Source organism: Brachybacterium sacelli (assembly GCF_017876545.1).
In the GTDB taxonomy this organism is placed as follows: Bacteria; Actinomycetota; Actinomycetes; order Actinomycetales; family Dermabacteraceae; genus Brachybacterium; species Brachybacterium sacelli.
The window spans coordinates 240,092-263,163 of record NZ_JAGIOD010000002.1 but is presented as its reverse complement, the minus strand read 5'-3'; the positions used below and the strand labels follow the sequence as shown (position 1 = coordinate 263,163).

At 71.4% G+C, this 23,072-nt stretch carries 23 protein-coding genes; 10 read left to right on the top strand and 13 right to left on the bottom strand.

The annotated features are described in order from the left end of the window. Positions 1–14: 14 nt before the first annotated feature. Entirely contained in the window at positions 15–1,112 is a 1,098-nt protein-coding gene (locus JOF43_RS15330) for a Gfo/Idh/MocA family protein (RefSeq protein ID WP_209903704.1), read from the bottom strand. A gap of 223 nt (positions 1,113–1,335) precedes the next feature. On the opposite strand from JOF43_RS15330, the gene JOF43_RS15325 reads away from it, so the two are divergent. From JOF43_RS15325 to JOF43_RS15310, 4 genes are read left to right on the top strand one after another with little or no spacing between them, the layout of a single operon-like run. Beyond that, positions 1,336–1,941, top strand: coding sequence for a SipW-dependent-type signal peptide-containing protein (locus JOF43_RS15325; protein ID WP_209903702.1), 606 nt, complete (start codon positions 1,336–1,338; stop codon positions 1,939–1,941). A 7-nt stretch (positions 1,942–1,948) separates the two neighbouring features. Beyond that, positions 1,949–2,614 (top strand): hypothetical protein, encoded by a 666-nt coding sequence (locus JOF43_RS15320; RefSeq protein ID WP_209903700.1) that lies wholly within the window; start codon positions 1,949–1,951, stop codon positions 2,612–2,614. Next, positions 2,611–3,192 (top strand): signal peptidase I, encoded by a 582-nt coding sequence (locus JOF43_RS15315; protein ID WP_245354570.1) that lies wholly within the window; start codon positions 2,611–2,613, stop codon positions 3,190–3,192. The genes JOF43_RS15320 and JOF43_RS15315 overlap by 4 nt, the downstream gene beginning before the upstream one ends. Then, on the top strand, positions 3,189–3,737 hold the full coding sequence (locus JOF43_RS15310; RefSeq protein ID WP_209903698.1) for a hypothetical protein: 549 nt from the start codon (positions 3,189–3,191) through the stop codon (positions 3,735–3,737). Before JOF43_RS15315 ends, JOF43_RS15310 begins: the two co-directional genes overlap by 4 nt. A gap of 178 nt (positions 3,738–3,915) precedes the next feature. On the opposite strand, the gene JOF43_RS15305 is transcribed toward JOF43_RS15310, so the two are convergent. Further along, positions 3,916–4,392, bottom strand: a complete 477-nt coding sequence (locus JOF43_RS15305) for a MarR family winged helix-turn-helix transcriptional regulator (protein ID WP_245354569.1) — start codon at positions 4,390–4,392, stop codon at positions 3,916–3,918. Positions 4,393–4,483: 91 nt separating this feature from the next. Here JOF43_RS15305 and JOF43_RS15300 point away from each other — a divergent pair, with 91 nt between their 5' ends. Beyond that, positions 4,484–5,773 carry a multidrug effflux MFS transporter gene (locus JOF43_RS15300; RefSeq protein WP_209903697.1) on the top strand — a complete coding sequence of 430 codons (1,290 nt, stop codon included), beginning with the start codon at positions 4,484–4,486 and terminating at the stop codon, positions 5,771–5,773. A 96-nt stretch (positions 5,774–5,869) separates the two neighbouring features. After that, complete coding sequence (locus tag JOF43_RS15295) at positions 5,870–6,307, top strand: hypothetical protein (protein WP_209903695.1); 438 nt, start codon at positions 5,870–5,872, stop codon at positions 6,305–6,307. A 70-nt stretch (positions 6,308–6,377) separates the two neighbouring features. On the opposite strand, the gene JOF43_RS15290 is transcribed toward JOF43_RS15295, so the two are convergent. Further along, complete coding sequence (locus JOF43_RS15290; protein WP_209903693.1) at positions 6,378–7,967, bottom strand: HNH endonuclease; 1,590 nt, start codon at positions 7,965–7,967, stop codon at positions 6,378–6,380. Positions 7,968–8,571: 604 nt separating this feature from the next. Between JOF43_RS15290 and JOF43_RS15285 the strand changes: the two genes are divergently transcribed. Beyond that, the gene (locus JOF43_RS15285) at positions 8,572–8,988 is read left to right on the top strand and encodes a (R)-mandelonitrile lyase (protein ID WP_209903691.1); all 417 of its coding nucleotides are present in this window, start codon (positions 8,572–8,574) and stop codon (positions 8,986–8,988) included. Positions 8,989–9,117: 129 nt separating this feature from the next. On the opposite strand, the gene JOF43_RS15280 is transcribed toward JOF43_RS15285, so the two are convergent. Beyond that, positions 9,118–10,656: an FGGY family carbohydrate kinase gene (locus JOF43_RS15280; protein ID WP_209903690.1), complete on the bottom strand. Its 1,539-nt coding sequence runs from the start codon at positions 10,654–10,656 to the stop codon at positions 9,118–9,120. Positions 10,657–10,890: 234 nt separating this feature from the next. Here JOF43_RS15280 and JOF43_RS15275 point away from each other — a divergent pair, with 234 nt between their 5' ends. Together JOF43_RS15275 and JOF43_RS15270 are read left to right on the top strand one after the other, a co-directional pair. Beyond that, positions 10,891–11,352: a VOC family protein gene (locus JOF43_RS15275; RefSeq protein ID WP_209903689.1), complete on the top strand. Its 462-nt coding sequence runs from the start codon at positions 10,891–10,893 to the stop codon at positions 11,350–11,352. A 100-nt stretch (positions 11,353–11,452) separates the two neighbouring features. Next, positions 11,453–11,770 carry a hypothetical protein gene (locus JOF43_RS15270; protein ID WP_209903688.1) on the top strand — a complete coding sequence of 106 codons (318 nt, stop codon included), beginning with the start codon at positions 11,453–11,455 and terminating at the stop codon, positions 11,768–11,770. Positions 11,771–11,887: 117 nt separating this feature from the next. Here the strand turns inward: JOF43_RS15270 and JOF43_RS15265 are convergent, their stop codons facing one another. The 8 genes from JOF43_RS15265 to JOF43_RS15230 all read right to left on the bottom strand — a co-directional run bounded on the left by JOF43_RS15265 (position 11,888) and on the right by JOF43_RS15230 (position 20,104). Further along, a complete protein-coding gene (locus JOF43_RS15265; RefSeq protein WP_209903687.1) occupies positions 11,888–12,820 on the bottom strand; it encodes an aminoglycoside phosphotransferase family protein in 933 nt (310 codons plus the stop codon). Between the two features lie 50 nt (positions 12,821–12,870). Further along, a complete protein-coding gene (locus JOF43_RS15260; protein WP_209903686.1) occupies positions 12,871–13,050 on the bottom strand; it encodes a hypothetical protein in 180 nt (59 codons plus the stop codon). Between the two features lie 55 nt (positions 13,051–13,105). Further along, positions 13,106–14,557 (bottom strand): MFS transporter, encoded by a 1,452-nt coding sequence (locus JOF43_RS15255; protein WP_209903685.1) that lies wholly within the window; start codon positions 14,555–14,557, stop codon positions 13,106–13,108. A 159-nt stretch (positions 14,558–14,716) separates the two neighbouring features. After that, positions 14,717–15,364, bottom strand: a complete 648-nt coding sequence (locus tag JOF43_RS15250) for a GntR family transcriptional regulator (protein WP_209903684.1) — start codon at positions 15,362–15,364, stop codon at positions 14,717–14,719. A 184-nt stretch (positions 15,365–15,548) separates the two neighbouring features. Then, positions 15,549–16,679 carry an acyltransferase family protein gene (locus tag JOF43_RS15245; RefSeq protein WP_209903683.1) on the bottom strand — a complete coding sequence of 377 codons (1,131 nt, stop codon included), beginning with the start codon at positions 16,677–16,679 and terminating at the stop codon, positions 15,549–15,551. 51 nt (positions 16,680–16,730) lie between these two features. Continuing rightward, complete coding sequence (locus JOF43_RS15240; protein WP_209903682.1) at positions 16,731–18,095, bottom strand: acyltransferase family protein; 1,365 nt, start codon at positions 18,093–18,095, stop codon at positions 16,731–16,733. 123 nt (positions 18,096–18,218) lie between these two features. Next, entirely contained in the window at positions 18,219–18,890 is a 672-nt protein-coding gene (locus JOF43_RS15235; RefSeq protein WP_209903681.1) for a response regulator, read from the bottom strand. Beyond that, the gene (locus tag JOF43_RS15230) at positions 18,887–20,104 is read right to left on the bottom strand and encodes a sensor histidine kinase (RefSeq protein WP_209903679.1); all 1,218 of its coding nucleotides are present in this window, start codon (positions 20,102–20,104) and stop codon (positions 18,887–18,889) included. Before JOF43_RS15230 ends, JOF43_RS15235 begins: the two co-directional genes overlap by 4 nt. A 336-nt stretch (positions 20,105–20,440) precedes the next feature. Between JOF43_RS15230 and JOF43_RS15225 the strand changes: the two genes are divergently transcribed. Next, positions 20,441–21,787 carry a polysaccharide deacetylase family protein gene (locus JOF43_RS15225; RefSeq protein WP_209903677.1) on the top strand — a complete coding sequence of 449 codons (1,347 nt, stop codon included), beginning with the start codon at positions 20,441–20,443 and terminating at the stop codon, positions 21,785–21,787. Between the two features lie 55 nt (positions 21,788–21,842). Here the strand turns inward: JOF43_RS15225 and JOF43_RS15220 are convergent, their stop codons facing one another. After that, positions 21,843–23,000, bottom strand: a complete 1,158-nt coding sequence (locus JOF43_RS15220) for an MFS transporter (RefSeq protein ID WP_209903676.1) — start codon at positions 22,998–23,000, stop codon at positions 21,843–21,845. Positions 23,001–23,072: the final 72 nt, after the last annotated feature.

Below are 23,072 nucleotides of genomic sequence, written 5' to 3'. Positions count from 1 at the left end.
CGCCGCGGGCCCCCTCAGCCCCCGACCCTCACCTCGGCGCCTGCCCGAGCGGAGGCGTAGCAGGCGTCGATGACCTCGGCGCGGCGCAGGGCGAGGGAGCCGTCGTGCGCGGCCCAGTCCCCGGAGCGGACCTTCTGCAGGAAGTTCGCCACGGCGGCGGCGTGACGGCCGTCCTCGCCGACGACGGGCTGCAGCTCGGCGGGGATGCCCGCGACCTCGGTCCACACCGTGATCTTGTGGTTCCCGGGGCTGCCGCCCCATTCGATGGTGGCCCCGCCGTCGGCCCCGTAGAGCGTGACATAGCAGAGGTCCTCGGGGATCCACTGCGCCCAGCTGGACTCCAGCAGCATGGTGCCTCCGCCGTCCAGGCGCAGGAAGGCGGTCGCGAGGTCCTCGACCTCGAAGGGGGTGCCCTCCTCGACCTGGGAGACGCCGAAGCCGGAGCCGCCGCGGCCCAGCGGCCCGAACTCGGCATGGGTGGAGGCGGAGGCCGCGGTGACGGCCGGTTCGCCCATCAGGTGCAAGGTCATATCGAGCATGTGGATGCCGATGTCCATCATGGCGCCGCCGCCGGAGCTCTCGGCCTTGGTGAACCAGGTGCCCAGCCCCGGGATGCCCTGACGGCGGATCCAGCCGGTCTTGGCGTAGTACAGGGTGCCGAGCACCCCGGAGTCGACGACGTCCTTGAGCGCGGTGACGTCCCCGCGCTGGCGATGGTTGAAGGACACGTCCAGCACGCGTCCCGCACTCCGCGCGGCCTCCACCATCCCGGAGGCGGCCTCGGCGTTCTGGGCCATCGGCTTCTCGGTGATCACGTGCAGCCCGGCCTCGAGCGCAGCGGCGGCCATCGTCGCGTGCAGGAAGGTCGGGGTGGCGATGGAAACGACGTCGAGCTCGGCCTCGGCGAGCATCTGCTGCCAGTCCTGGAAGCGGCCCGGCACGTCGTGCGCGTCGCCGAATCGGGCCAGGAGGTGATCCTCCATCGCGGAGAGCGCGACCAGGTCGACAGTGGGGTCGGCGGCGTAGGCGGCCACGTGCTGCTGGCCGGCCCAGCCCAGGCCGATCACGCCGGCGCGCAGTCGACGCACGGTCTCCTGGGGTGCGGTGGTCATCGTCGGTGAGTCCCTTCGTCGGTGTGCATTGGAGCAGGGGCAAGCCTATGTGCGCTGCGGTCCCGGGTGGGGAGCCACGGCGAGAGCGCGATTCGTCGTGACGAGGAGATGCGCATCTCTTTCACTTTTCAACTTCTCGTGTGAGGTAATAGACTCTGTCTCGCGGCCCCGGTGCTCAGCACGCCGCCGCATCACAACAGTCATATCGCGCCCAGGGGGAATCATGTCCGAGGTCTCGTCGTCCGGTCCGTCAACTCGTGCTCGCAAGATCCGTGCCCTGCTCGCCGGGGGTCTCGTCCTCGGCGTCGGCGCCGCCGTCACGCTCGCCGCGTGGAACGACTCCGTGTTCAGCACCGGCACTTTCGAATCCGGTTCCTTCCACCTCGAAGGCAGCGCCGACGGCTCGACCTATGCCGGGCACGACACGGCCGCGAGCGCCGCGGATCTCGAGTTCAGCGTCGACGCCTCGAACCTCTCCCCCGGCGACACGGTCTCCGCCCCCTTCGCGGTCCGGCTCGACGAGGCCACCACCTACGGGGCGAACGTCGTGGTCCAGCCCTCGACCACCACGGGCGACGTCACCGGCCTGACCTACTCGCTGAGCACGACCTCCGCCTTCGGGTGCGAGGATCCCGCCTCCGCGGACCTGGTCTCCGCCGGCACCGCGTTCGGCACCGAGGCCGGCACCGCCGCCTTCGACCTCGCCGCCGGTGACGGCTCTGCGGGCGAGCCCGTGTTCCTCTGCTTCACGGTGACTGCCGGCGATGCACTCCAGCAGGGACAGAGCGGCACCGCGACCTGGGAGTTCCTGGGCACTTCCGAGGCCTGAGGTCTCGATGCCCGCTCGTGACGCGCCCGATTCCCCGTTCCGACGGTCCTGGCAGGTCCGCCTGAAAGTCCTGCTCGCCTGCGGGCTGACGCTGGGCACCGGAGCGACCACCACCCTCGCCGCCTGGACCGACGGGACGGAGGCGAAGGGCGAGTTCGAGGCCTCGACCTTCGTGGTCGAGGCGAACCCCTCGGCACCGTATGCGGCGAGCGGGCCATGGAGTCCACACACCGAGGAGGCGGCCGTGCTGCAGCTCGAGGCCACCGATCTCACGCCGGGATCAACGCGCTACGCCCCGCTCGCCCTGCGGACCACGACGGGGTCGCTCGGCGGCACCGCAGTGCTCGGCGGAGCCGAGGTGACGGGCACCCCGCTCGGCCCTGCCTTGCGCTACCGGGTCACGACCTACGATCCCCCCGCCGGGGAGTGCGGGGGCGATGATTTCGCCGGCGGCGCGGAGGCCGTTGTCGGTGATGGCACCGCGCCCGTGCCGCTGACCACGGGACAGGATGCCCACCACCCGCTGGAGCTGCCCGCCGCGAGCGACACCGACCCCGGCGGCCCTGTCCACCTGTGCGTCGAGCTCTCGCTGCCCTCGGACGCGGACTCCGCGCTGCAGGGAGAATCCGCGACGGCCCGCTGGCAGATCATCTCCACCTCGGAGACGACATGAGCGCGGCCGCAGGCACGGGCACCGCCCAGCGCGGGAAGCGGTCCCTCGGGGACCGGGTGATGAACGCGGTGCTGAACCTCGCCGCGGTCGGTGGGGCGATCTGCATCGTGCTGGTGCTCCTGGCCCTCGTCTTCGACATCACGCTGATCCTGTTCCGCACCGGGTCGATGGACCCCGCGATTCCGCAGGGCTCGCTCGCCGTGGTGAGGGAGGTCCCCGCGTCGCAGGTTGAGGTGGGCGAGGTGGTGACCGTGGACCGCGACGACGATCTGCCGGTCACGCACCGCGTGACCTCGATCGAGCAGCTCGGGGACGGGCAGTGGCAGCTCACCATGAAGGGCGACGCGAACGATTCGGCGGATCCCGCGCCGTACACCGTGCTGACCGTGCGTACGGTGATGTTCTCGATCCCGGGACTGGCGAAGCCGGTGGCCGCGCTGAACTCCCCGTGGGTGCTCGGCGGCGTCACTCTCGCCGTGGCGGCTCTGGTGGTCTGGGCACTGTGGCCGCGGTCCGCGTCGGCCGCGGACGCAGACGCAGACGCAGAAGGATCCGACGAACCGGCGGGACCGTCATGACGCGCGGGCTCCGCCGACATCCACGCCTCACCGCCGTCGTCGCGGGGGTCATGGTGCCGCTGACCCTCCTGCTCGGCACCTTGCTGCCGACGGTGATCGAGCGGACGGAAGCGGGCTGGACCGACGAGACGGTGACCTCGGCCGAGGCCCATGCCGCGGTGATCCCGGCCGCGATCCTGACCCAGGAGTGCGATTTCGAGCCCGGCCTCCTGGGCCTCAGGGCGCGGGTCGAGATCTTCTGGGCCCTACCCGAGGGGTACACGGTGGACGACGTCCAGGTCCAGGCCTCGACGAGCGGACTCGGCTCGGTGCTCGCGCCGTTGACCGGCTTCAGCGTGCAGGGCAGCACCGTGACCTTGCCCGATGGCTCCTTCCGGACCGACGTCCCCGCCAATCTGCTGGGTGGCCTGCTGGGGCTGGGCAGCGAGCTCGAGATCGCCCTCGTGGTCCAGGACGACAGCGGCTGGGATTCTCAACCGGTCTCCATCGCCAGCAACGCGGGCCTCATCGGAGGCATCGGCGGCAGCTGCCGGAACCTCACGTAATCGCGGCGGACCTCGCCTGGCCTCTCCTGATCGTCACAGATCTCGCTTCGAACCCCGAGCTTCGAACCACGAGCCCCGAGCCCCGAGCCCCGACAGGACCCGCCGCGCGCTTCCGCATCAGGGTGTCGTCCACACCCCACGAGGGCTGGGGCCTGCAGGCTGAGGCCTGCACTGCGCGCTACCGCCGGGAGCCCTCCCCCTGCTCGCTGCGGATGAGCTCGTCCAGGGCGGCGAGCGCATCGTGCGCGTTCTCCAGGGCAGCAGCCTGTTCCGCCGTCAGGTGCTGCTGCGCGGCACGCAGCGGTCCGCTCCAGGCGGCGGCGATCGCCTCGTCCTCGGCGAGCGCCTCCTGCGTGGGCACGATGTGGAACGTCCGCCGGTCCTCCGGGCTCGGCTCACGCACCACGAGACCGCGCTCGAGCAGCGTGCGCAGCGCCGCGCTGGTGTTGGGCTGGCGCAGGCCGAGCCGACGCGCGAGCTCCCCCACCGTGAGTCCCGGACTGTCGAGGACGTGCTTGAGCAGCGCGAGCTCCGTGGTCGGCAGCGGCTCGGCCGTCGCGCCCTCAGGAACCCGGCGGTGGATGGTCCAGGCCAGATCTCGCAGCACCATCGCGACGTCGCGAGGCCGCGGTGCCGGGTCCGTGTCGAGGCTCATGCACCTCATCCTACTGGATATGTCTTAATATATATGTTGAGACATCTTGTGGTGTCGGCCCTCTCCCCTCGTTCCTGGAAGGTGTGCTGCCGTGACCTCCTCCCCTACTCCACCCGCTTCCTCCGGGACCGCAGAACGTGTCGTCGTGCCACCGCGCCGGTTGTTCGTCGCCGTCCTGGTCCTGCTCACCGCCGTCGCACCGCTCTCGATCGACATGTACCTCCCGGCCTTCCCCACACTTGCCGAGGAGCTCGGCTCCACCGCCACCGGGGTGCAACTGTCGATGACCGCCTTCCTGGTCGGCATGGCCCTCGGCCAACTGTTCGTCGGCCCGTTGTCCGACGGGATCGGTCGCCGAGCTCCGCTGCTCGCGGGCACCTTCGTCTGTTTCGTCGCGAGTGTCGTCTGCGCGATCGCCCCGAGCATCGAGATCCTCATCGGGGCACGTTTCCTGCAGGGTCTCGGCGGTGCCGCGGGGGTCGTGCTCGCCCGGGCGATCGTCTCGGACACCGCCCGCGGCGCTCTAGCGGCGAAGCTATTGGGAGCCCTGATGATCGTCAGCGTCATCGCCCCTGTCGCCGCACCCCTGGCCGGCGGTGCGCTCATAGCCGGCATCGGCTGGCGCGGGGTGTTCTGGGTGGTGGCCGGGCTCGTGCTGCTGATGTTCCTGGCCGCGGCGGTGGTCGCCACCGAGTCGCTGCCGACCCGGGAGCGCACCTCCGGAGGCGTCCCCGCCACCTTCCGGGCCGCGCGCGAAGTGCTCTCGAACCGCACCTACACCGGGTACCTGCTGACGTTCTGCCTGTCGTTCGCTGCCCTGTTCGCCTACATCTCGGCCTCCCCGTTCGTCATCCAGAACATCCTCGGCTTCTCCACGACCACGTTCTCGCTGCTGTTCGCCGTCAACGCGGTGGCGATCACCGTGACCAGCGCTGTCGCCGCGGCGCTGGCCGGAAAGATCGCCTACCGTCGGATGACCGGTTGGGGGCTCAGCGCCGGGGCGGTCGCCGCCGTCGGCCTGCTGGTGTGCGCGCTCAGCGGCGTGCCGATGCTCCCGACGCTCGTGCTCTTCGCACTGTTCCAGGGCTCGCTCGGCTTCGTCTTCGCCAATGCGACCGCGCTCGCGCTGCAGGAGACGGGAAGGAACGCGGGCACAGGATCGGCGTTCCTCGGCTTCCTCCAGTTCATGCTGGCCGCGCTCGTCTCCCCGCTGGTGGGGCTGGCCGGGGAGGCCACCGCCGTACCGATGGGCATCGTCATGGTCATCGCGATGGGTCTGGCCGTTGCCTCGTTCCTCGTGCTGCCCCGCCGTGACGGCAGGACCTCGCAGGGCGACGACGAGGAGCACGCATCCCACCGCGAGGGTGCCGCGGTGGCATGAGTCCGCTCCGTGCGCAATCCTTCGGGAAGACGACGCACGGGGGCACGACCTCGCCGAAGCATTCCGCGCCTCGATCCACGCCTCTAGTGTGGGCTCATGACCTCGCGACCTGTCGATCCCACCGCGACCGGCCCGTCCGCCGGCACCCCTCGCACCCGCACCGTCGTGCTCATCGCCGTGGCCGCCGCCGTGATCGCGGGGCTCGTCGGGCTGGGCCTCGGTGGGCTCGGCGGCGTCCTCCTCTCCTCCGGTAGCGCAGGAGGGTCGGACACGGACCAGGACATCGCCGAAGGCTGCGCGATCCTGGAGCGGGCCGAGGACCAGCTGCCCGTCTCGGAGGACTCGCTGAGCCTGGAGGAGCCGCTGCTCTTCGAGCTCGGCGCGGCCGGAAACCTGTTCATGGCCGCCGGCGCGGGTGGGGCCGACGACGAACTCTGGGCTTCCGGCAGCGACCTGGTCACTGGGATGTCCATGCTGGATACGGACATGATCAACGAGAGCATCGAGACGTTGCAGGCGACGTCCTGCACCTGAGCTCGAGGTGCGCCTGAGCTCGAGGCGTGCCGACGACACGCGTCGTCACGGCCGGATCACCTTCGTCTCGTCACGGTCCGGATGACGAGGTGTCTTCGGGCGGCACCCGCCGTCGCCCGACCCCGGATGGTCGGCCACGTGGCCCCTCCGGAGAGCCGTGGCGCCCGATGCCGTTCCGAGCCTGCTCGACGGTCTCGGCCCCTCCCGTGGGACGGACGAGCGGGCTCGGGGAGGTGATGCGTGTGGTCCCGGCGAATCCGGTCCAGGCGACCTGGTGCCCGGGGTGTGCAGGGTCGTCGAGACGCTCGACGCTGAGCGTGTCGAGCTCCTTCTGGTTGCAGTGCGCGCAGGTGTCCTGCCCGTTGTCGAGGGAAGTGGATCCGCCCAGCCCATGCGGGACGATGTGGTCGCGCTGCCTGGTCGAGGCGTTGCAGAAGGGTCCACGACAGGATCCGTCCCGCCAGCTGAGGAACCGGGCCATCGCAGGTGGGAAGGCACGCGCCCGGGAGTCCATCTGCACCAGCTCCCCGGTCGTCGGGTGGGTGTACAACCGACGGATCACCGCCCGGATGGCAGGACCGTCACCCTCGAAAGGATCGCGCTGACCGTCGGCGGGCTCGGCGGTGATGGCGCGCAGCTGATCGCGGACGGCTTCGGCCGGAACCGGTCCGTAACCCTCGATATGCGCGACGTCGCCGACGCCGGGATGGAACAACGCGCGATCGGTGATCATGACCCCGAGGTCGATCTGGACAGGGTCCATCCCCTCCTTCCGCCCGAGCACCGTATCGGTCAGGGCATCGACCATGAGGACGCTGTGCCCGGTGCGCGCGCCGTTGCTCCGGCGACGTTCGGCCTCCAGGGAGAGTCGCTTGTGGACGAGCTTGGCGTCGGCGGCGGGCATGTAGGCGGTGAAGGTCGCCATCCCGTGGTCGCCCTGGGTGAGCGAGAGGTGGCGCTTGCCCCGGGATCGGCGATGCCTGATCGCTTCGCCATCGGGGTCGAGCTCACCGATCGCTGCGGCAACAGCCGCTTTCCACTTCCTGGTCCCGGCGCCGTCCAAGGAGGGCAGCCGCTCGTGCAGCAGGGCGTCGACCGCCGCGCGCTGCTCGGCGTCGAGGACACTGGTCGCATCGGCCGCCGCGTAGAGGGAGTTCGCCGCGGCTTTGCCGGAGATCATCGCCGTCAGCAGGTGTGGCATGGACTCCACGAGGCGGCGCGCGGAGGTCACGGTGCGGCCAGCGTCCGCCGGGGCACGACGCGAGAGCAGGGACAGGTCGCGGGAGGCGATGCGGTGGGCGCTCTCGGCGATCTGGTCCAGCGGCTGCTCGTCGACCTCGTGACCGGCCGCGTCCCGCGATGCCGACAGGCGGTCCCGACGCGTGGCATCGTCGAGGGCGACGACGGCCCGGGTCTCCAGTGCATCGATCAGACTCCGAGATCTCTGGATCCCGGTCAGGAGCTGCGCATAGGCGGCGCGATCGCGGCCGGACACCTCGAACATGTTCTCCGGCTCCGTGGCGATCGCGGCAAGGAGGGCGCCGGCCTCATCGATCATCTCCGCGACCGCTCCCGGGCCGCCGTCACGCAGCGCACGGAGCCGCGACGAGGAGGCGGCGGGCTCCTCGTCCGGGACCGGTGGCGGCGTCGACATCAACATGCATCCAGTCTCCTTACTACCGTGCGGTATCGAAAGCCCCTTCGCACAGTGTGGATAACTCCTACTCAGCCCTCTCGACGGCGCCCGCGGCACAGAGGCCGCACGTCACCACACTTTTCGCGCTCGACCTGCACACTGTGTATAGAATCATCTCTCCTCCCCAATCGGCGCCGAAAAATATTGGGGAGGGCCGACGCTTGGGGAGGATTCTCGTGGAGAACCGCTGCGGGGTCGTGCCCGTCCTACGGGGCGGAATGGCTACTCCCGACACGCGAACCCGACCAACGGCGCCCGACAGCCGAGCCCGGCTCCCGGGCCAGACCCGCGGGGCAGACCGCCGAGTCCGACTCCCTGGCCGAACCCGCGGGCCCGACGCCGAGTCCGGCTCCCTGGCCGGACCCGCGGGGCAGTCCGCCGGGCCCGACACCTGAGCCGACACCTGAGCTCGACCCACCGCGCCCGTCGCTCCAGCTCGACCCTCAGAGCCCGCCTTCCTTGCGCCTTGCCCTCACCCCATGCCGCTCGTCCACACCCCTTGCCCCTGCGCACGATCGGGTATCTCATGAGGGGACCGAGTCCGCACGCTCTGCCGCAGGAGGCATCGATGAAGAAGCTCCCCAGGACGCCGACCGCGACCGGGCCCTCCGTGTCGTTCACCGGAACGGTGCTGGTCGACGGCATCCGCGGTGCGATGGACGGCTCACAGGTCAACATGGCCCACGTCCACTTCAGCCCCGGCGCCCGTACCTACTGGCACACCCATCCCGTCGGCCAGACCCTCTACGGCACCGACGGGGTCGGACTGGTCGTCTCCCGGGACGGCACTGTCGTCACCCTGGAGCCCGGTCGCACCGTGTGGATCCCCCCGCTCGAGGAGCACTGGCACGGGGCACTGGACAACCAGCTCATGGCGCACATCGCGATCCAGGAGAGTGACGAGGACGACGAGACGGTGACCTGGCTCGAGCCGGTCAGCGACGAGGAGTTCGCCCGCGCGAACGCGGTGGCACGCGAGCTCTAACCACCCCGAGCCCGTGTCGGCTTTCGCCCGCCGACACCCGACTTCCAGCAACGCCCACCGGCAACCGCCGACCGGCAACCGCCGACTGACCAGCACTCACTGACCACCGCCACGGGCCTCCACCCGGCCTCAGCCCAGTGCCCGCACCTCTGCCACCGCCGTGTAGAGCGCACGGTGAGGGGCCCGCAGAGCGGCGTGCGCACGGGCTGCCGACGGATCCGGCGCCACCGTGAGCCCACCCGGGCGGGAAGCCAGCGGATGGATTCGATGGTCGAGCCCGAGGGCGTCGGCCGCGGCGATCGCACAGCCGACCAGGGCGGCGTCCGTCCCGTCGATCGCGCGCACGGCCCGTCCGGTGACGTCGGCGAGGATCCGCAGCCAGGGCTCGGAGGCGGCGCCTCCTCCGGTGACGGCGAGCGGGCTCGGGGCCTCCCCCACTGCCTCAGGGGCCGGGGCCGAGGCCCCGGCGGCCTGGGCCAGCGCCTGTGCGACGCCCTCGAGCACGGCAGCGTACATGTCGATGCCGCGGGTGTGCGGGCCCATCCCGATGATGGCGGCGCGCAGCTCGGCGTCCCGCACCGGGTAGCGCTCCCCGAGGATCGAGGGCAGCGCGAGCAGCCCCGTCGGCCCGCGTCCCTCCCTCGCTTCGCGCGCGGCGAGCTGGGCATCGGCCACGGCCGGGCTCGCCCCGTCCAACAGCGCCGCCCGAGCCCAGTCCGCGGCGGCCCCGGCGGCCAGGAGCGCCGAGATCCGCAGGTCCCGCTCGTGATCTCCACCGCTCGCCAGGGCGAGGCGATGCGCGGCCCGGGACTGCGTGGCACCCACCGGGCCGTCCTCGGCGCCTTCCCGCGGAGTCACGTCGGCGATCCAGCCGCTGGTGCCGAGGTAGGCATAGTCGTCCCCGACCTCGAGCCCGATGATCCCGAGCGTCGTCGCGCCCGCATCGCCCGGGGCCAGCACGATCGGCAGCCCGGGCGGCAGACCGAGCAGCTCCTGCGCCGAGGTCCCGGTGAGGCCGACGACCTGGCCGGTCGCGGTGATCAGGGCCGGCAGCTGCTCCTCCTCGAGGCCGGCGGCGCGCGCGACCGGCGCCGACCATGCCCCCGTGCGCGCATCGAGCAACCCGGTCGCGGCCGCGGTCGTCGGGTCGCACCAGTTTCCGCAGCCGAGCGCGCGGGCGAGGTGACCGGCCGGGCCGAACACCACGGCGCGGGCGCGGCCGACGAGCTCGGGAGCGGTGCGGGTGAGGCGACGGAACATCGCGGCGCAGCTCGTGGCGTCCTGCAGGTTCCCGGTCACCTCCTCCCACGAGATGCCCTCCTGCCGGAGCCAATCGTGGATCTCCTCGGCGTCCTGCACCGCGCGGGTGTCGCTGTACAGGATCGCGGGCGGGGTCGGCTCGGTCTCGGGCAGGAGCACGAGGTCCTGCATCTGGCCGGTGAGGCCGAGGGCGAGGAGGCCACCGGGCGTGGGGTGATCCCGCAGCAGGTCGGTGATCGCGACACGGGCGGCGTGCAGCCAGTCCTGCGGGTCCTGCTCCGCCGTCCCGCCGGGATCGGTGCGAATCGAGTAGGTGCAGCTCGCCCGGCCGTGAACGGCGCCGTCGAGGTCGAGAAGGGCCGCTTTGGCGGCAGAGGTCCCGAGGTCCAGGCACAGCAGAGACGGCATGCAGCCAGAGTAGGCGGGCGACGCGGCGACCTTCCTCGCGGTCCGCGGACAGTTCCTGTCCGCGCGGCGTGGAACTGTCGGTGCTGCGGGCCCGCAGGACAGTCCCCTCGGGACCGAGCCCGCGGGGACCGCCCCAGCAGGACCGATCCCACAGGGCCGATCCCATAGAGCGGTTCTGCACGGACCTGCTCGCCCGCCCCGGATCACCCACCCACCCGACCACGGAGGAACCTCATGTCCAGCACCATCCAGGTCACGTTCGACGCCCACGACCCCCGCTCGCTCTCGCAGTTCTGGAAGGAGGTGCTCGGCTACGTGCATCCCGGCCCGCCCGGGGTCGAGCTCGCCGCGGACGAGGACCCGCTCGAGGCCTGGGAGACGTTCCTCGAGCGCAGCGGCGTGCCGGAGGAGAAGCGCAACGACGTCTCCGCGCTCGAGGACCCGGACGGACGGGGCCCACGGCTGTTCTTCCAGAAGGTGCCTGAGGACAAGGTCGCCAAGAACCGGCTGCATCTCGACGTGCGCACGGCCTCCGACCTCCGTGACGACGCGCGGATGGAGGCGCTCGAGAACGAGAGCGCCCGTCTGGTCGCTCTCGGCGGCAGCCGCCTCGTCCGCCATGAGCCGGAAGCCCCGGTCAGCCTCGGATTCCTCGTCATGGCGGACCCGGAGGGCAACGAGTTCTGCTTGGATTGAAGATCCGGCGCTCCCTCGTCACGGAAGTTGTCGGCATCCCCTCGACCCCGCGGGGGCGGACGCGGATACTGGGAACCACCGCACCCGCCAGGAGGCAGACATGGTCGAGGACGACGATGCCCGGCTCGCCGCGCTCGCGCTGCGCGCGGAGCAGGGTGAGCTCACGGTCACCCGCGGGGCGTTCCGCCGAGGACCGGAAGCACGGGCGGACACGCACACGATGCTGTTCACGGTGCTCGGCCGATTGCCGGATGCCGCCGAGAGCGACCTGTTCGGCGCCGGCGTCCAGCGGGTCCTGTACGTCTACTTCCCTGAAGGCGCGACGCTCGTCGGAGCGGTGCTGGAACCACCGGTCTCGGTGCACGCGCCGACGCCAGATGCGCTCGAGGCGAAGGTGAGGGCGTACGTCGCCGAGTAGCGTGGCGTGGTCGAGGCCGACGTCCACGCCTTCGGCAAGCGCGTGGACCGCGAGCAGGCCCTGGAGACGTTGACCCGCCTGGTCGCGGACGCGTGACGGCCAGGGTGCCCGGAGCGGTCACCAGCGCTCCGGGGTCAGGAGCGTGACTGTCCGCCACAGGCGCCCGACGTCGGCGACCTCCCCTCCATGCTGGGACTCCCAGTAGGCCGAGGCGACGAAGCGGGCCAGGGACAGCTCCCACGCCGTCGCGGCATCGGCCCGCGCCGCACGACAGAACTCCTGATGCATGTCACGCAGGGCGGCCAGAGGTGCAGGGACGGCGAGGAGCCGGGCGAGCATGCTGCGCACGACGGTGTGCGCCTCGTACTCGACGGGGCCGCGGAGGAGGACGGGATCGATGGCGCACCACGAACCGTCGCGACGTCGCAGGATGTTCTCCAGGCTAAGATCGCCATGGGTCAGCATGGAGGAGTCGTCGGTCGCGAGCGACTCGACCGCGCGGGCCGCACGGGCGAACACCTCCTCAGGAACGGCGCTGCCGACGGCGGTCGCCTCCGCGTGCTGGCCGTGGAGCTGCTCGAGCCAGTCCTCGGCGAGATCGCGGAGACGCGGGGCCTCCGGCGGCGCGGGGACGACGGCGAGCCGGTCCGCCACGCTGCCGGCCACGCGAGCAGCCTCCAGAGGGCTGCTGCCGTGCGCGGCGAGCGCCGGCGGTGCGAGCCTCTCGAGCAGCAGGGCACCGGCGTCCTCGTCGGCCCTCAGGAGTCCGACGACGCCGTGACCGGCGAAGGCGGCGAGTGCCCGGCTCTCGTAGCCGGCATCCGCGAGCGGGGAGACGAGCTTCAGCGCCGCCTCTGCGTCCCCCGCCGTGCGCACCGGGATCACGAGGCTGGTCCCGCCGAAGCGGGCCTCCCCGTCAGGTCGCAGCCGCCAGGCACGGCAGCTCTCCGCGACCCGCTGCGGCAGCGTGTCGAGCCAGGGCCGCACGCTCGCGTCCTGGCGCAGCAGCCGGTCCCCGAAGGCGGGGTCGATCTCGACGCTGGTCCCCATCGCGCCATCCTCGCAGGCACCCACCGTCGACCGAAGTCCCCGGCGCGAGCTCAGCGGCGGTCGAGATACTTCCGCGCCGAGTGCTGCGCCTGGTCGATCTTCGAGCTGTGGCGCGGGGAAGCCCGGCGGGCGGTGTCGGCCGCCGTGTCGGTCAGGCGCCCGGCGACCTGGCGTCCCTTCTCGGTCCGCAGCGCAGCTCGTGCGGCGAAGAGCAATCGGCTCAGCTTCATCCTGTGATTCGACCATGCGCCGCTGGGCTCGCCCTGGACGATGGGTCCGGGGCAGCTACGCCAGCCGCCAGTTCTCCGGGTCGAGCACGAGGAGCACCACCGGCACCATGAACACGGCGGCGACGATCCCGAGGACCGAGAAGCTGGTGGCGACCATGAGCGGACCGGCCGCGAAGGAGGCAGTGGCCCCGAGGAGGTTCGACAGAGCATCCGCCCCGCCCTGCGCCGAGGCGCGTGAGGTGTCGGCGATGACCGTGCTGAACAGGGCCGAGGCGGTGACGTTCATGAAGGACCAGCCCAGCCCCAGCAGGATGAGCGCGACGATGACGCCGCCCAGGGAGTTCGAGGCGAAGATCGCCGTGGCCAGCGAGCCGGCGAAGATCGCGATGCCGAGGGAGATGGTGGCGCGGTGCCCGATGCGGTCCACCAGGAGGCCGACCACCGGCGCGAGGCCGAACATTCCGGCCACGTGGAGGCTGATGGTGAGGCCGACGATCGTGAGCGATCCACCCTGATGCTCGACGTGCACCGGGGTCATGGTCATCAGCGAGACCATGACGACCTGGGAGGTCAGCAGCGCCACCAGTGCCGTGCGGGCCCGGCGGTCCGTACGGATCTCCGCGACCATGCGACGGAAGCGCTCACCACGTCGACGATGCACGGCGGCGGTGACCACCGTGTCCGCGACGACGGCGGAAGAGGCGCCGGAGGCGACGGCGGAGGCGACGGCGGGATCAGCGCCAGAGGCGACGGCGGGGGGAGCGCCAGGAGCGATGCCGGCGACGGCGTCATCAAGGACGTCGTCAAAAGGACCGTCGGGTCCGGGTCCTGCCGAGTCCCGCCCGGTGACGGCCTGGCGACGCAGGAGCACGAGCAGCGGATCGGGCCGCAGGAGCACGAGGATGACTCCGCCGGCGAGCAGGGAGGCGATCGCGGCGATGAGGAAGGCGGCCGCATAGACCGAGAGGCCGGTCGCCTCACCGAGCGCCTCCCCCGGCACCCCGAGGTTCGGGCCCAGGACGTTCCCGATCGCGCCCATCCACACCACGAGGGAGAGCGAGCGGGCTCGCGTCGAGGGCGCGGCGAGATCCGTCGCGGCGAAGCGGGACTGCAGGCTCGCCGCGGAGCCGGCGCCGGTCATCAGGAGGCCGAGGAACAGGGGGAGGACGAGCTGCCACTGCGCGGCCGCGACGAGCAGGGTGGCGCCTGCCGCGGCGATCCACCAGCCCGTGGCCAGGGCAGTGCGCCGACCCCGTCGCGCGGCCAGGTTGCCCAGCGGGAGCCCCAGCAGCGCCGCACCGAGGGTGGAGGAGGTTCGGGCCAGGCCGGCCCACGCTTCGTTGTCGGTCACCTCCCCGGCCAGCAGGATCCCGATCGACGGGGCGACGCCGAGGCCGATGGTGCCCAGGATCTGCGAGGTCACGAGCACCGCGAGGGTGCGTCGCTGCGCAGCGTCCCGTGCCGGGACCGTCGCCGCCACCCGGGCCGAGGTCTTCATCGGTGCCATATGTCATCCCGTCTGCCGTCGCGTCCCACGCTGTCCACGTCCGGCGCCGCAGCAACTCGGACACAGCTTGTATCCTTGATGTGATCACGGCCGTCGTCGACCCCCGACCTCGAGCCGATGTCGCCTTCTCGGACGGGGATCACGCGTGCGTGAGAACCCTCAGTCCGCCTCGCGGGGCGACCCCGTCTCGGAGACGTGAGCTCGCAGCGCGCTCAGGAACTTCGCGGTGTCCGCTGCTCGGAAGTGCTGGACCAGCAGTTCGTGCTCGGCGATGCCCACCTCGCCCCGCTCCAGCTGCTTCTCCCCATCGGCCGAGAGCGCGAAGCGATGACGATCGGCCAGCCGGTCGTAGAGCTCCAGCTGGACCCGGTTGCCGCCGGCCTCGACGAAGCCGCGATGGAAGGCCAGCAGCAGCCGTACGTAGGGTCGCAGGTCCCGGGCCGCCAGCGCGGACCGCTGTGCCGCGATGATCTCCTCGAGCCGGTCCGCGATCCGCGGGCGGTCCGCCGACGGGGCCTGTTCGACGCCTGCGATCTCCAGCAGGACGCGCGTCTGCGCGAGCTCGGTGACCTCGCGCGGACCCAATCCGCGCACGAGCGCACCGCGCTTGGGGTAGATGACGATCCAGCCCTCGTCCTGCAGCCTCGACAAGGCGGCCCGCACCGGTGTGCGGCTCATCCCGAGCTGGGTCGCCAGACCGGATTCGCCGAGCATGGTGCCCGGCAGGATCTCCCCGTCGAGTATCCGCTCGCGCACCTGCCGGTATGCCCGGTCGGCGGCGCTCGGCGCGTGGTGCTCCTGCGTCATCGACGGCTCTCCCTGCCCATGCTCTCCCGCGCCGCGGGGGACGGCGCTGCAGGTGCCAGGGTACCCAGCACTGCTGGATGGCCGGGCGCTGCTCTCGCAGCTCGATCCGGGAAGGCTTCGCTCTGGCGGCGGCGTCGGGGCCGGGCCAGCGGACTCGAGGCCGGGCCTGCGGACTTCTCGAGCGTCAGCGGCGCGGCACGGTCTCGGCGCCCTGCGGAGCGGGCGATCCGAGCGGAGCGGGCGAACTGAGCGGGGCGGGCGAACCGAGCGGGGCGGCGACAGGGGCCTCGGACATCTGGGGGTCAGCAGCGGGCACCGGCGGTCCGGGATGACGATCCTTCGCGACCGGTTCGGCTGCGCGCAGGGCGGGGAACGTGTAGAGGAAGCCGGTGATCGGACGCAGGAGCACCGCCAGCACGCAGACACCGAACGTCACCAGCGCATAGAGCGCGAACGAGGCGCGTCCTGGGGGCAGATCCAGGTGCCGGGCGAGGAGCTCGATCACCGGGAGATGCACGACGTACAGCACGATCGAGTGACGTCCGAGCCATTCCAGGGCACGCACGATGCGCAGCCGCGGGACGCGCTGGGCGAGCCCGATCGCCACCAGCACGGAGATCAGCACCACGAGGTGCGAGAGGACCGGGGGCTCCGGTGCACGGTCGATCCGTGCGGCATAGGCCGCCCAGCCCAGGGCGAGGAGGACGCCGGGGGCCAGGAGCGCGATCGGCATCGTCCGGGCCAGCACGACCCGGCGCAGCGCGGCCCCTGCGAAGAAGAACACGGCGAAGTACACGAATTTGTCGGGCCGGTAGGCCGGGTCCTCGAGCGCGGAGCCGAGCATCTGCATCACGGTCCAGGCGACGAGGCACGCCAGCGCCACCCAGCCGGGCGGGATCGAGCGGGTCAGGAGGCCGAGGACGTAGTAGAGGAAGAGTGCCAGCAGGAACCAGGTGTACATGCCGTTGATCCACCACAGCGGATCCCTGCCGAATTCCCAGCCCATGATGGGCAGCATGATCGCCGACCAGAGCAGCCATGGCCACAGCAGACCGCGGGCCTTGCCGGAGAGGAAGCGGGGGCCTGGTCGGCGCAGGGACCTCGGCAGCAGCATGCCCGAGGCGAACAGCAGCGCCGGCATGCGGAACGGCTTCGCGGCCTCCGACAGCACCACTCCCGCGTGCGGGGTGCCGCCGTCCCAGATCTGCTGGACCAGGCTGACGTGGTGGAGGATCACCAGCAGGATCGCCATGCCCCGCAGCAGATCCATCCAATGGTGCCGTCCCTGCGAAGGATCCGGCTCGATACCGCTCATGGCGCACGAGCGTAGACGGGGGCCGCACGGTCGCGCCGGACCTCGAGAGGGTCATCGGAGGAACATCGGATGACGGTTCGGTGTCCTCGAGCTGTCCTCCCGGTGCCCGCCGGCCCGGATCCGACGCAGTGCGATCATGCCCAGCCCCACGGCCACGGCCGCCGTGACAGGGGTGGCGCCGGCCAGCAGGATCAGCAGCACGGCGACCAGGGCCAGCAGCACGGCCTGCAGCACGTGCTGGGAGGAGCCCGTCGTGTTCGGCATGCGTCGGCGCTCGATCCCGCCGAGCAGCCATCCCGCACCCGCGGTGAGCAGTACGGTCACGACCAGCCAGGCCGGTCGGGTCGTCCACCATCCGAGGCTCGGCGGAGCGGGGAGCACCCCGGCTCCGAGCATCGCGAGCTGCGCGGAGACTCCCGCCGCGAGCAGCAGCATCGGCAGGTTCCACAGATAGATCGTCATCGAGTGCGCCGTGACGAAGCGGGTGAGGGCGGCGAGGCGCGGACGGATGCTGAGAGCCACGAGCGGTGCTCGCAGCAGGGAGATCAGCAAGGTCTGGGCAAGGCCGACCAGCAGCAGCGCCGTCGTCGGTGGATTCATGTGCGCGATCAGGTCGGCGGACCAGGCACCGGTCGCGACGGCGAGGACGAGGGCCGCCACGGCCGCCACCCCCGCCGCTGACCGCACCGCGACGGGGAGACGGTCGAGGCGTCCCTCGGCGAGGAAGAACCCCAGCTGCTGCAGTGCGAGCCAGACGAATGCCAGGTTCGCGTAGCCGAGCGCGTCGAGTCCGGTCGCGCTGCGCAGTACGTCCACCCCCACGGCCGCCGTGGCCAGCGCGGCGAGCAGTGCCCAGGGTGCCCGCTCGTGGAGGGCGAGCTGCGCGGGCAGCAGGGCCTGGCAGGCGAGGAACACTCCGAGGAACCACAGCGGTTCGCTGTAGCGCATGCCGACCTGTCCGATCAGCTCGGCCGGGGCCCCGGCGCCGAGCAGGAGCGCGAGAACGAGTCCGACGGCACCGATCGTCACCACCGCGGGCAGCAGGAGCCGGTGGACCCGTCCGGCCACGAATCCGGTCGAGGTGCCGCCCCTGGCGAGGGAACGGCGGTGCGCCACCAGACCCGCGAAGCCGCCGATCACGAAGAACACCGGCATCACCTGCAGGATCCAGGTGAGCGGCGGGTACCAGGACGCACCGCGTGTGGCGTACTCGAGGATCGGCCCCGACGTCCCGAGCGTGACGCTGACCTGCAGGCCGTGCAGCACGAGGATCGCGAGCAGGCAGAGCGCGCGGACCAGGTCGATGCCGGTGTCCCGGGTGGCGGGCAGCGGGGCGCTGCGGGCCGTCGGCGGCGGAGCGGCTGAGGCGGCGGGCGGCCCGGACGGCCGGGACGGCAGAGTCGTGCTGACGGTCATGGGGGTCTCCTCGGGGTGATCTCGAGGAGGTTAGGAGCACGGAACCCGAGGGCACGTCGCCCGCAGGAGCGGTTCGGGACCCCTACCGCGGAGTGAGCCGACCCGGACCGGCGGTACCGGGAGTCACGGGGCGGGCTCGACGAGTCCGTTGTCGAAGGCGAGGATCACGGCCTGCACCCGGTCACGGGCATCGATCTTCGTCAGCAGCCTGCCCACGTGGGTCTTCACGGTGTGGTCGGAGATGAACAGCTCCTGGCCGATCTCCCGGTTCGACAGCCCCCGCCCCAGCAGCACGAGCACCTCGCGCTCGCGCTCCGTGAGGCGGGCGATCACCGCGGCCCCGCGCGGAGGTCGGGGCTTCTGCGCGGCGAACTGCGCGATCATCCGACGGGTGATGCCCGGGGACAGGAGCGCATCGCCGGCGGCGACCACGCGGACCGCGTGGGCGAGCTCCTGCGCCGAGGCGTCCTTGAGCAGGAAACCGCTGGCCCCCGCCTGGAGGGCGTCGTAGACGTAGTCGTCGATGTCGAAGGTGGTGAGCATGAGGACGCGCGGCGCCCGAGCGGCCGGGTACCCGGGTCCCAGCAGACGCCGGGTCGCCTCGATCCCGTCCATCTCCGGCATCCGCACGTCCATGAGGATCACGTCGGGCTCGAGCCGCGCCGAGCGGGTGATGGCCTCCGCGCCGTTCGCGGCCTGGCCCACCACCCGCAGGTCCTCCTGCGCATCCAGCAGCGCCGCGAACCCGGCACGGACCATCGCAGCGTCGTCGGCGATCAGCACGGTGATGCTCACGGTGTCTCCTCCGGGGTCCCGGTGATCGGCAGCACGGCCGTCACGGTCCACCCGCCGTCCGGGTCGGGCCCGGCCTCAAGGCTCCCGCCGAGCAGGCCGGCGCGCTCCCGCATTCCGGGCAGTCCGTGGCCGCCGCCGGTCGTCGCCGGCGCCGTTGCGCCGTCGGCCGCCTCGTTGTGGACCCTGATCGTCAGGGAGTCCTGGGGGGCGTCGAGGAGGACCTCGATCGCTGCGGCGGGGGCGTGGCGTACGGCGTTGCTCAGCGCTTCCTGCGTGATCCGGAAGGCGGTGACCTGCACACCGAGCGGCAGGGAGCGGGAGGTCACCGGCATGGAGAGTCCGACCTCGGCCCCGGCCCGACGGGTGCCCTCGACCAGCTCGGGGATGTCGTCGATGCCCTGCTGGGGCGTGAGCTCCGGGGCGTGGTCCTCGGTGCGGAGCACGCCGAGCAGGCGCCGCATCTCGGTCAGCGAGCCCCGGGCGATCTCGGCGATGTCGTCGAACTCCTCGGTCGCCTCCCCCGGCAGGGCGGGGATCCGGTATCGGGCCGTGGAGGCCTGGACCTGGATGAGCGAGGTGCTGTGGGCGATGATGTCGTGGAGCTCGCGGGCGATACGCGTGCGCTCCTCGACCAAGAGGCGGCGTGCCTGCTCCGCAGCGGTGTTCTCGCGCTCCCGATCGAGCTCCTCGCCCACCTGGAGGCGGCCGGCGATCAGCACGCCGACGAGGAGCGCGGTGGCAGCGAGCGAGACCGTCACCAGCAGGTCCACGCCGGTCGCCCCACGGCCGACTGCTGCCGGGGCCAGGGAGGCGGTCACCAGCGATCCGGCGGAGATCACCGACCAGGCCACCAGGCCCGTGCGCCACCCGTGCAGCGACGTGGCCACGAGGACCAGCACCAGGAACGCGATCATGGCGGGGACGGACCACGGCCACGGCCAGGACATGTCACGATCCGCAGCGCCCAGCAGAGGGAGCACGACGGCCGCGACGCAGAAGACGGCGATCGCCAGGTGAGGCCGGGTCAGGGACAGCAGGGGCGCGGCGCACAGGGCGGCCCCGAGGGGGATGGCGAACGGGACCGGGGTCCCGTAGCCGGCGGCGTGGATCGCCACCAGCACCGTGAACAGCGCGACGGCCACGCTCATGAGGACGATGAGCACCCAGGTGCGCCGGTAGGGCGGTCGCCGGGGAGGAGTGCTGGTGCGGTCCACCCCATGACTCTAGGGAGCCGAGGATCGCGGGCGCATCACCCCCGGGTAGGGGGCACGGTGGTACTTCCGAGTGAGCGGACGGCTGCTCGCCGCGCCGACGGGGCATCCACTCCCCCACGGCGCGTCGGCACCTGATCACGGGCTGGGAGAGACACACTGGACCTCGCAGCGCGGTGCCCAGCAGCGGCCGCTCAGGATCGCACGACGTCGTGACACGGATCGTTCACCCGTCCGCCATCTGTCGTGTCGATTGCTGCGGCAGCGTGGACACGAACAGTGCGCCGGGACAGGGGGTCACCGGTTCCGACGATCCCTTCTCACGACGGGAGTCAGCCCATGACACGACGACCGACCACGACGACGATCCTGCCGCGTCGGACGATGACGGTGGCTCTGGCCGCCACGGCCCTCGCCGGCTGCACGAGGGGCGACGGCTCGTCCCAGGGGTCGGGGCAGAGCGACGGCTCGTCCCCGGGGTCGGGCCAGGGGTCGGGCCAGAGCGACGGCGGCGCGGAGACCTCGGGCCCCTCCCCCGAGGAGCTCCGCGAGCAGAAAGTCACCCAGGCACGGCTCCAGCTCGCCCAGCACGATCCCGATGCCGCCGAGGCGACCCTCGAGGGCCTCGAGGGCGAGGACATCGAGGAGCTGCGCACCGACCTCCGTGCCGCGCGCGAGGCTCTCGTCGACTGGCCGGACAACCTGCAGGTCTCGCACCTGTTCTTCCACAGCCTCATCGTCGATGCGGCCCGCGCCTTCAGCGGTGACGAGCAGCAGCAGGGCTATGACGACTACATGTGCACGGTCGACGAGTTCACCGAGATTCTCCAGAACGTCTACGACGACGGGTACGTGCTGGTCAGCCCGCACGACCTGTGCGAGCGCACCGGCGACCGCTCGATGGATCAGCGGGTTCTCGCACTGCCCGAGGGACGCATGCCGCTCGTGCTCTCGCAGGACGACGTCTGCTACTACGAGTACATGAGCGGCGACGGCTTCGCCGACGACCTCCACCTCGACGCCGACGGGCGGATCGTCAACTCGTACACAGACGCGGAGGGCACCACGCAGGAGGGCTCCTACGACCTCGTGCCGCTCCTGGACGACTTCCTGGCCGATCATCCCGACTTCAGCTACCACGGTCGCAAGGGCATCCTGGCCCTGACCGGGTACAACGGGATCCTCGGCTATCGCAGCTCGGCACGCGAGTACGGGGATGATCCGCAGGCTCTGGAAACGGCGAAGGAGCAGGCGCGGACGGTGGCGGACGCGCTGAAGGAGGACGGCTGGGAGCTCGCCAGCCACAGCTGGGGGCACCTGGACATCGCGGAGGTCCCCTTCGAGAAGCTGACGGCGGACTTCGACCGCTGGGACGAGGAGGTACGGCCCCTGACCGGCGAGACCGACCTGCTGATCCTGCCCTTCGGCGCCGACCTCAGCGGTGTGGAGCCCTACGACCCCGAGGACCCGCGCTATCGGCTAGTGCGCGACCACGGCTTCGACTACGTCTTCACAGTCGACGGCACCGCCGAGTACTGGGCGCAGCTGCACGACGGCTGCCTACGCCAGTCCCGGATGAACGTCGACGGGATCCGCCTGCGCGCGAACGCCCGGGGCGAGGAGCACAGTCTCGAGCCGTTCTTCGACTCCTCCGCGGTGATCGACCACGCCCGACCGGGAATGTGAGCTCGTGGCGGCGGAGACACGGAGAGCAATCAACCGGTTCTCGCGAGGTGGAGCATCATCCCGGATCTCGCTGAAGTGCGGTCTGGCCGGCCTCCAAAGTGCTGCGTCGCGTCGTGACCAACGCGGCTGCCAGCCCGATGAAGATGGGCGGGATGAGCAGCAGGTCTCTGACGCCGGTATGGCTGACCAGCTGCCCGGCGAGCGCGTTGCCGGCCGCCCCCGACACCAGCCCGATGGCCACGAGAAGGGCGAAGCTGCGGGCAATGGCCGAAGCAGGAGCGACGTCATCCAGCATCGTCGACCTGAGGATCGACCCCGGTGCGCCGATCACTCCCGCGCCGACCATGACCAGCACGAGCAGCCACGGCTGGGCGGACGCGAAGTGGACGAGCACAGCGACCACGGCAACGGCGGCCTGCACGATGGGCAGCTGGGCGCTGCGGCGGCCGGGCCAGGTGCGCGCGCCGAACGCCAGGGCGCCGATCACCTCCCCCAGCGCCAGGGCCGCGAATGCGACACCCGCGACAGCTGCGATCCCGGCCTCGGTCATGACACCCGGGATGGCCACGGCGGTCACCCCGACCGCCAGACCCTCCAGGGCCGCGGCACCGAAGATCGTCCACAGACCCGGCGAGCGAACCACCCGTGCGTCCGGGGCGACGAACGGCCGGATGACCGCGGGCGGTGCCTGCCGGTCGCTCACGAGGGCGAAGACGATCGTCGCCGACAGGATCATGAGCGCTCCGAGGCCTACCGCGATCTCGGGTCCATGCAGGAGCAGCGACAGCGAGACCAGGACCGGGCCGATCGTGACCGCACCCTGGAACAGCGCCGAGAGGAGAGCGTAGGACGTACCCCGTAGCGTGTCGTCGACGAAGGCGTGCGAGAGCCAGGCTCGCACGGCTGTCGTGATGGCCGGGACGGAGACGCCGGCGACCCCGGCCATGACGGCCACGACCCACAATGGGCCCCCGAAGGCACCGGCCACGCCGAACCCGAGCAGCGACGCCGTACAGGTGCCGCCTGCCGCGATGACGACCCGTCGTGAGCCGACTCGGTCCATCAGCGGGCCTTGGACGCTCAGGCCGATCGCATTGCCCGCACCGAAGAGGGCACTGATCGATCCTGCGGTACTCAGCGTCCCCGTCCACTCCTGGACACTGAGGACGATCGTGAGCGAGAGCATGCCCAGCGGCACTGCGCTGAGGAACATGGCGACCAGTCGAGGACGAACCCGACGGGTCTGCAGGACAGGTGAATAGGCACCGAACACGGCATGCCTCCA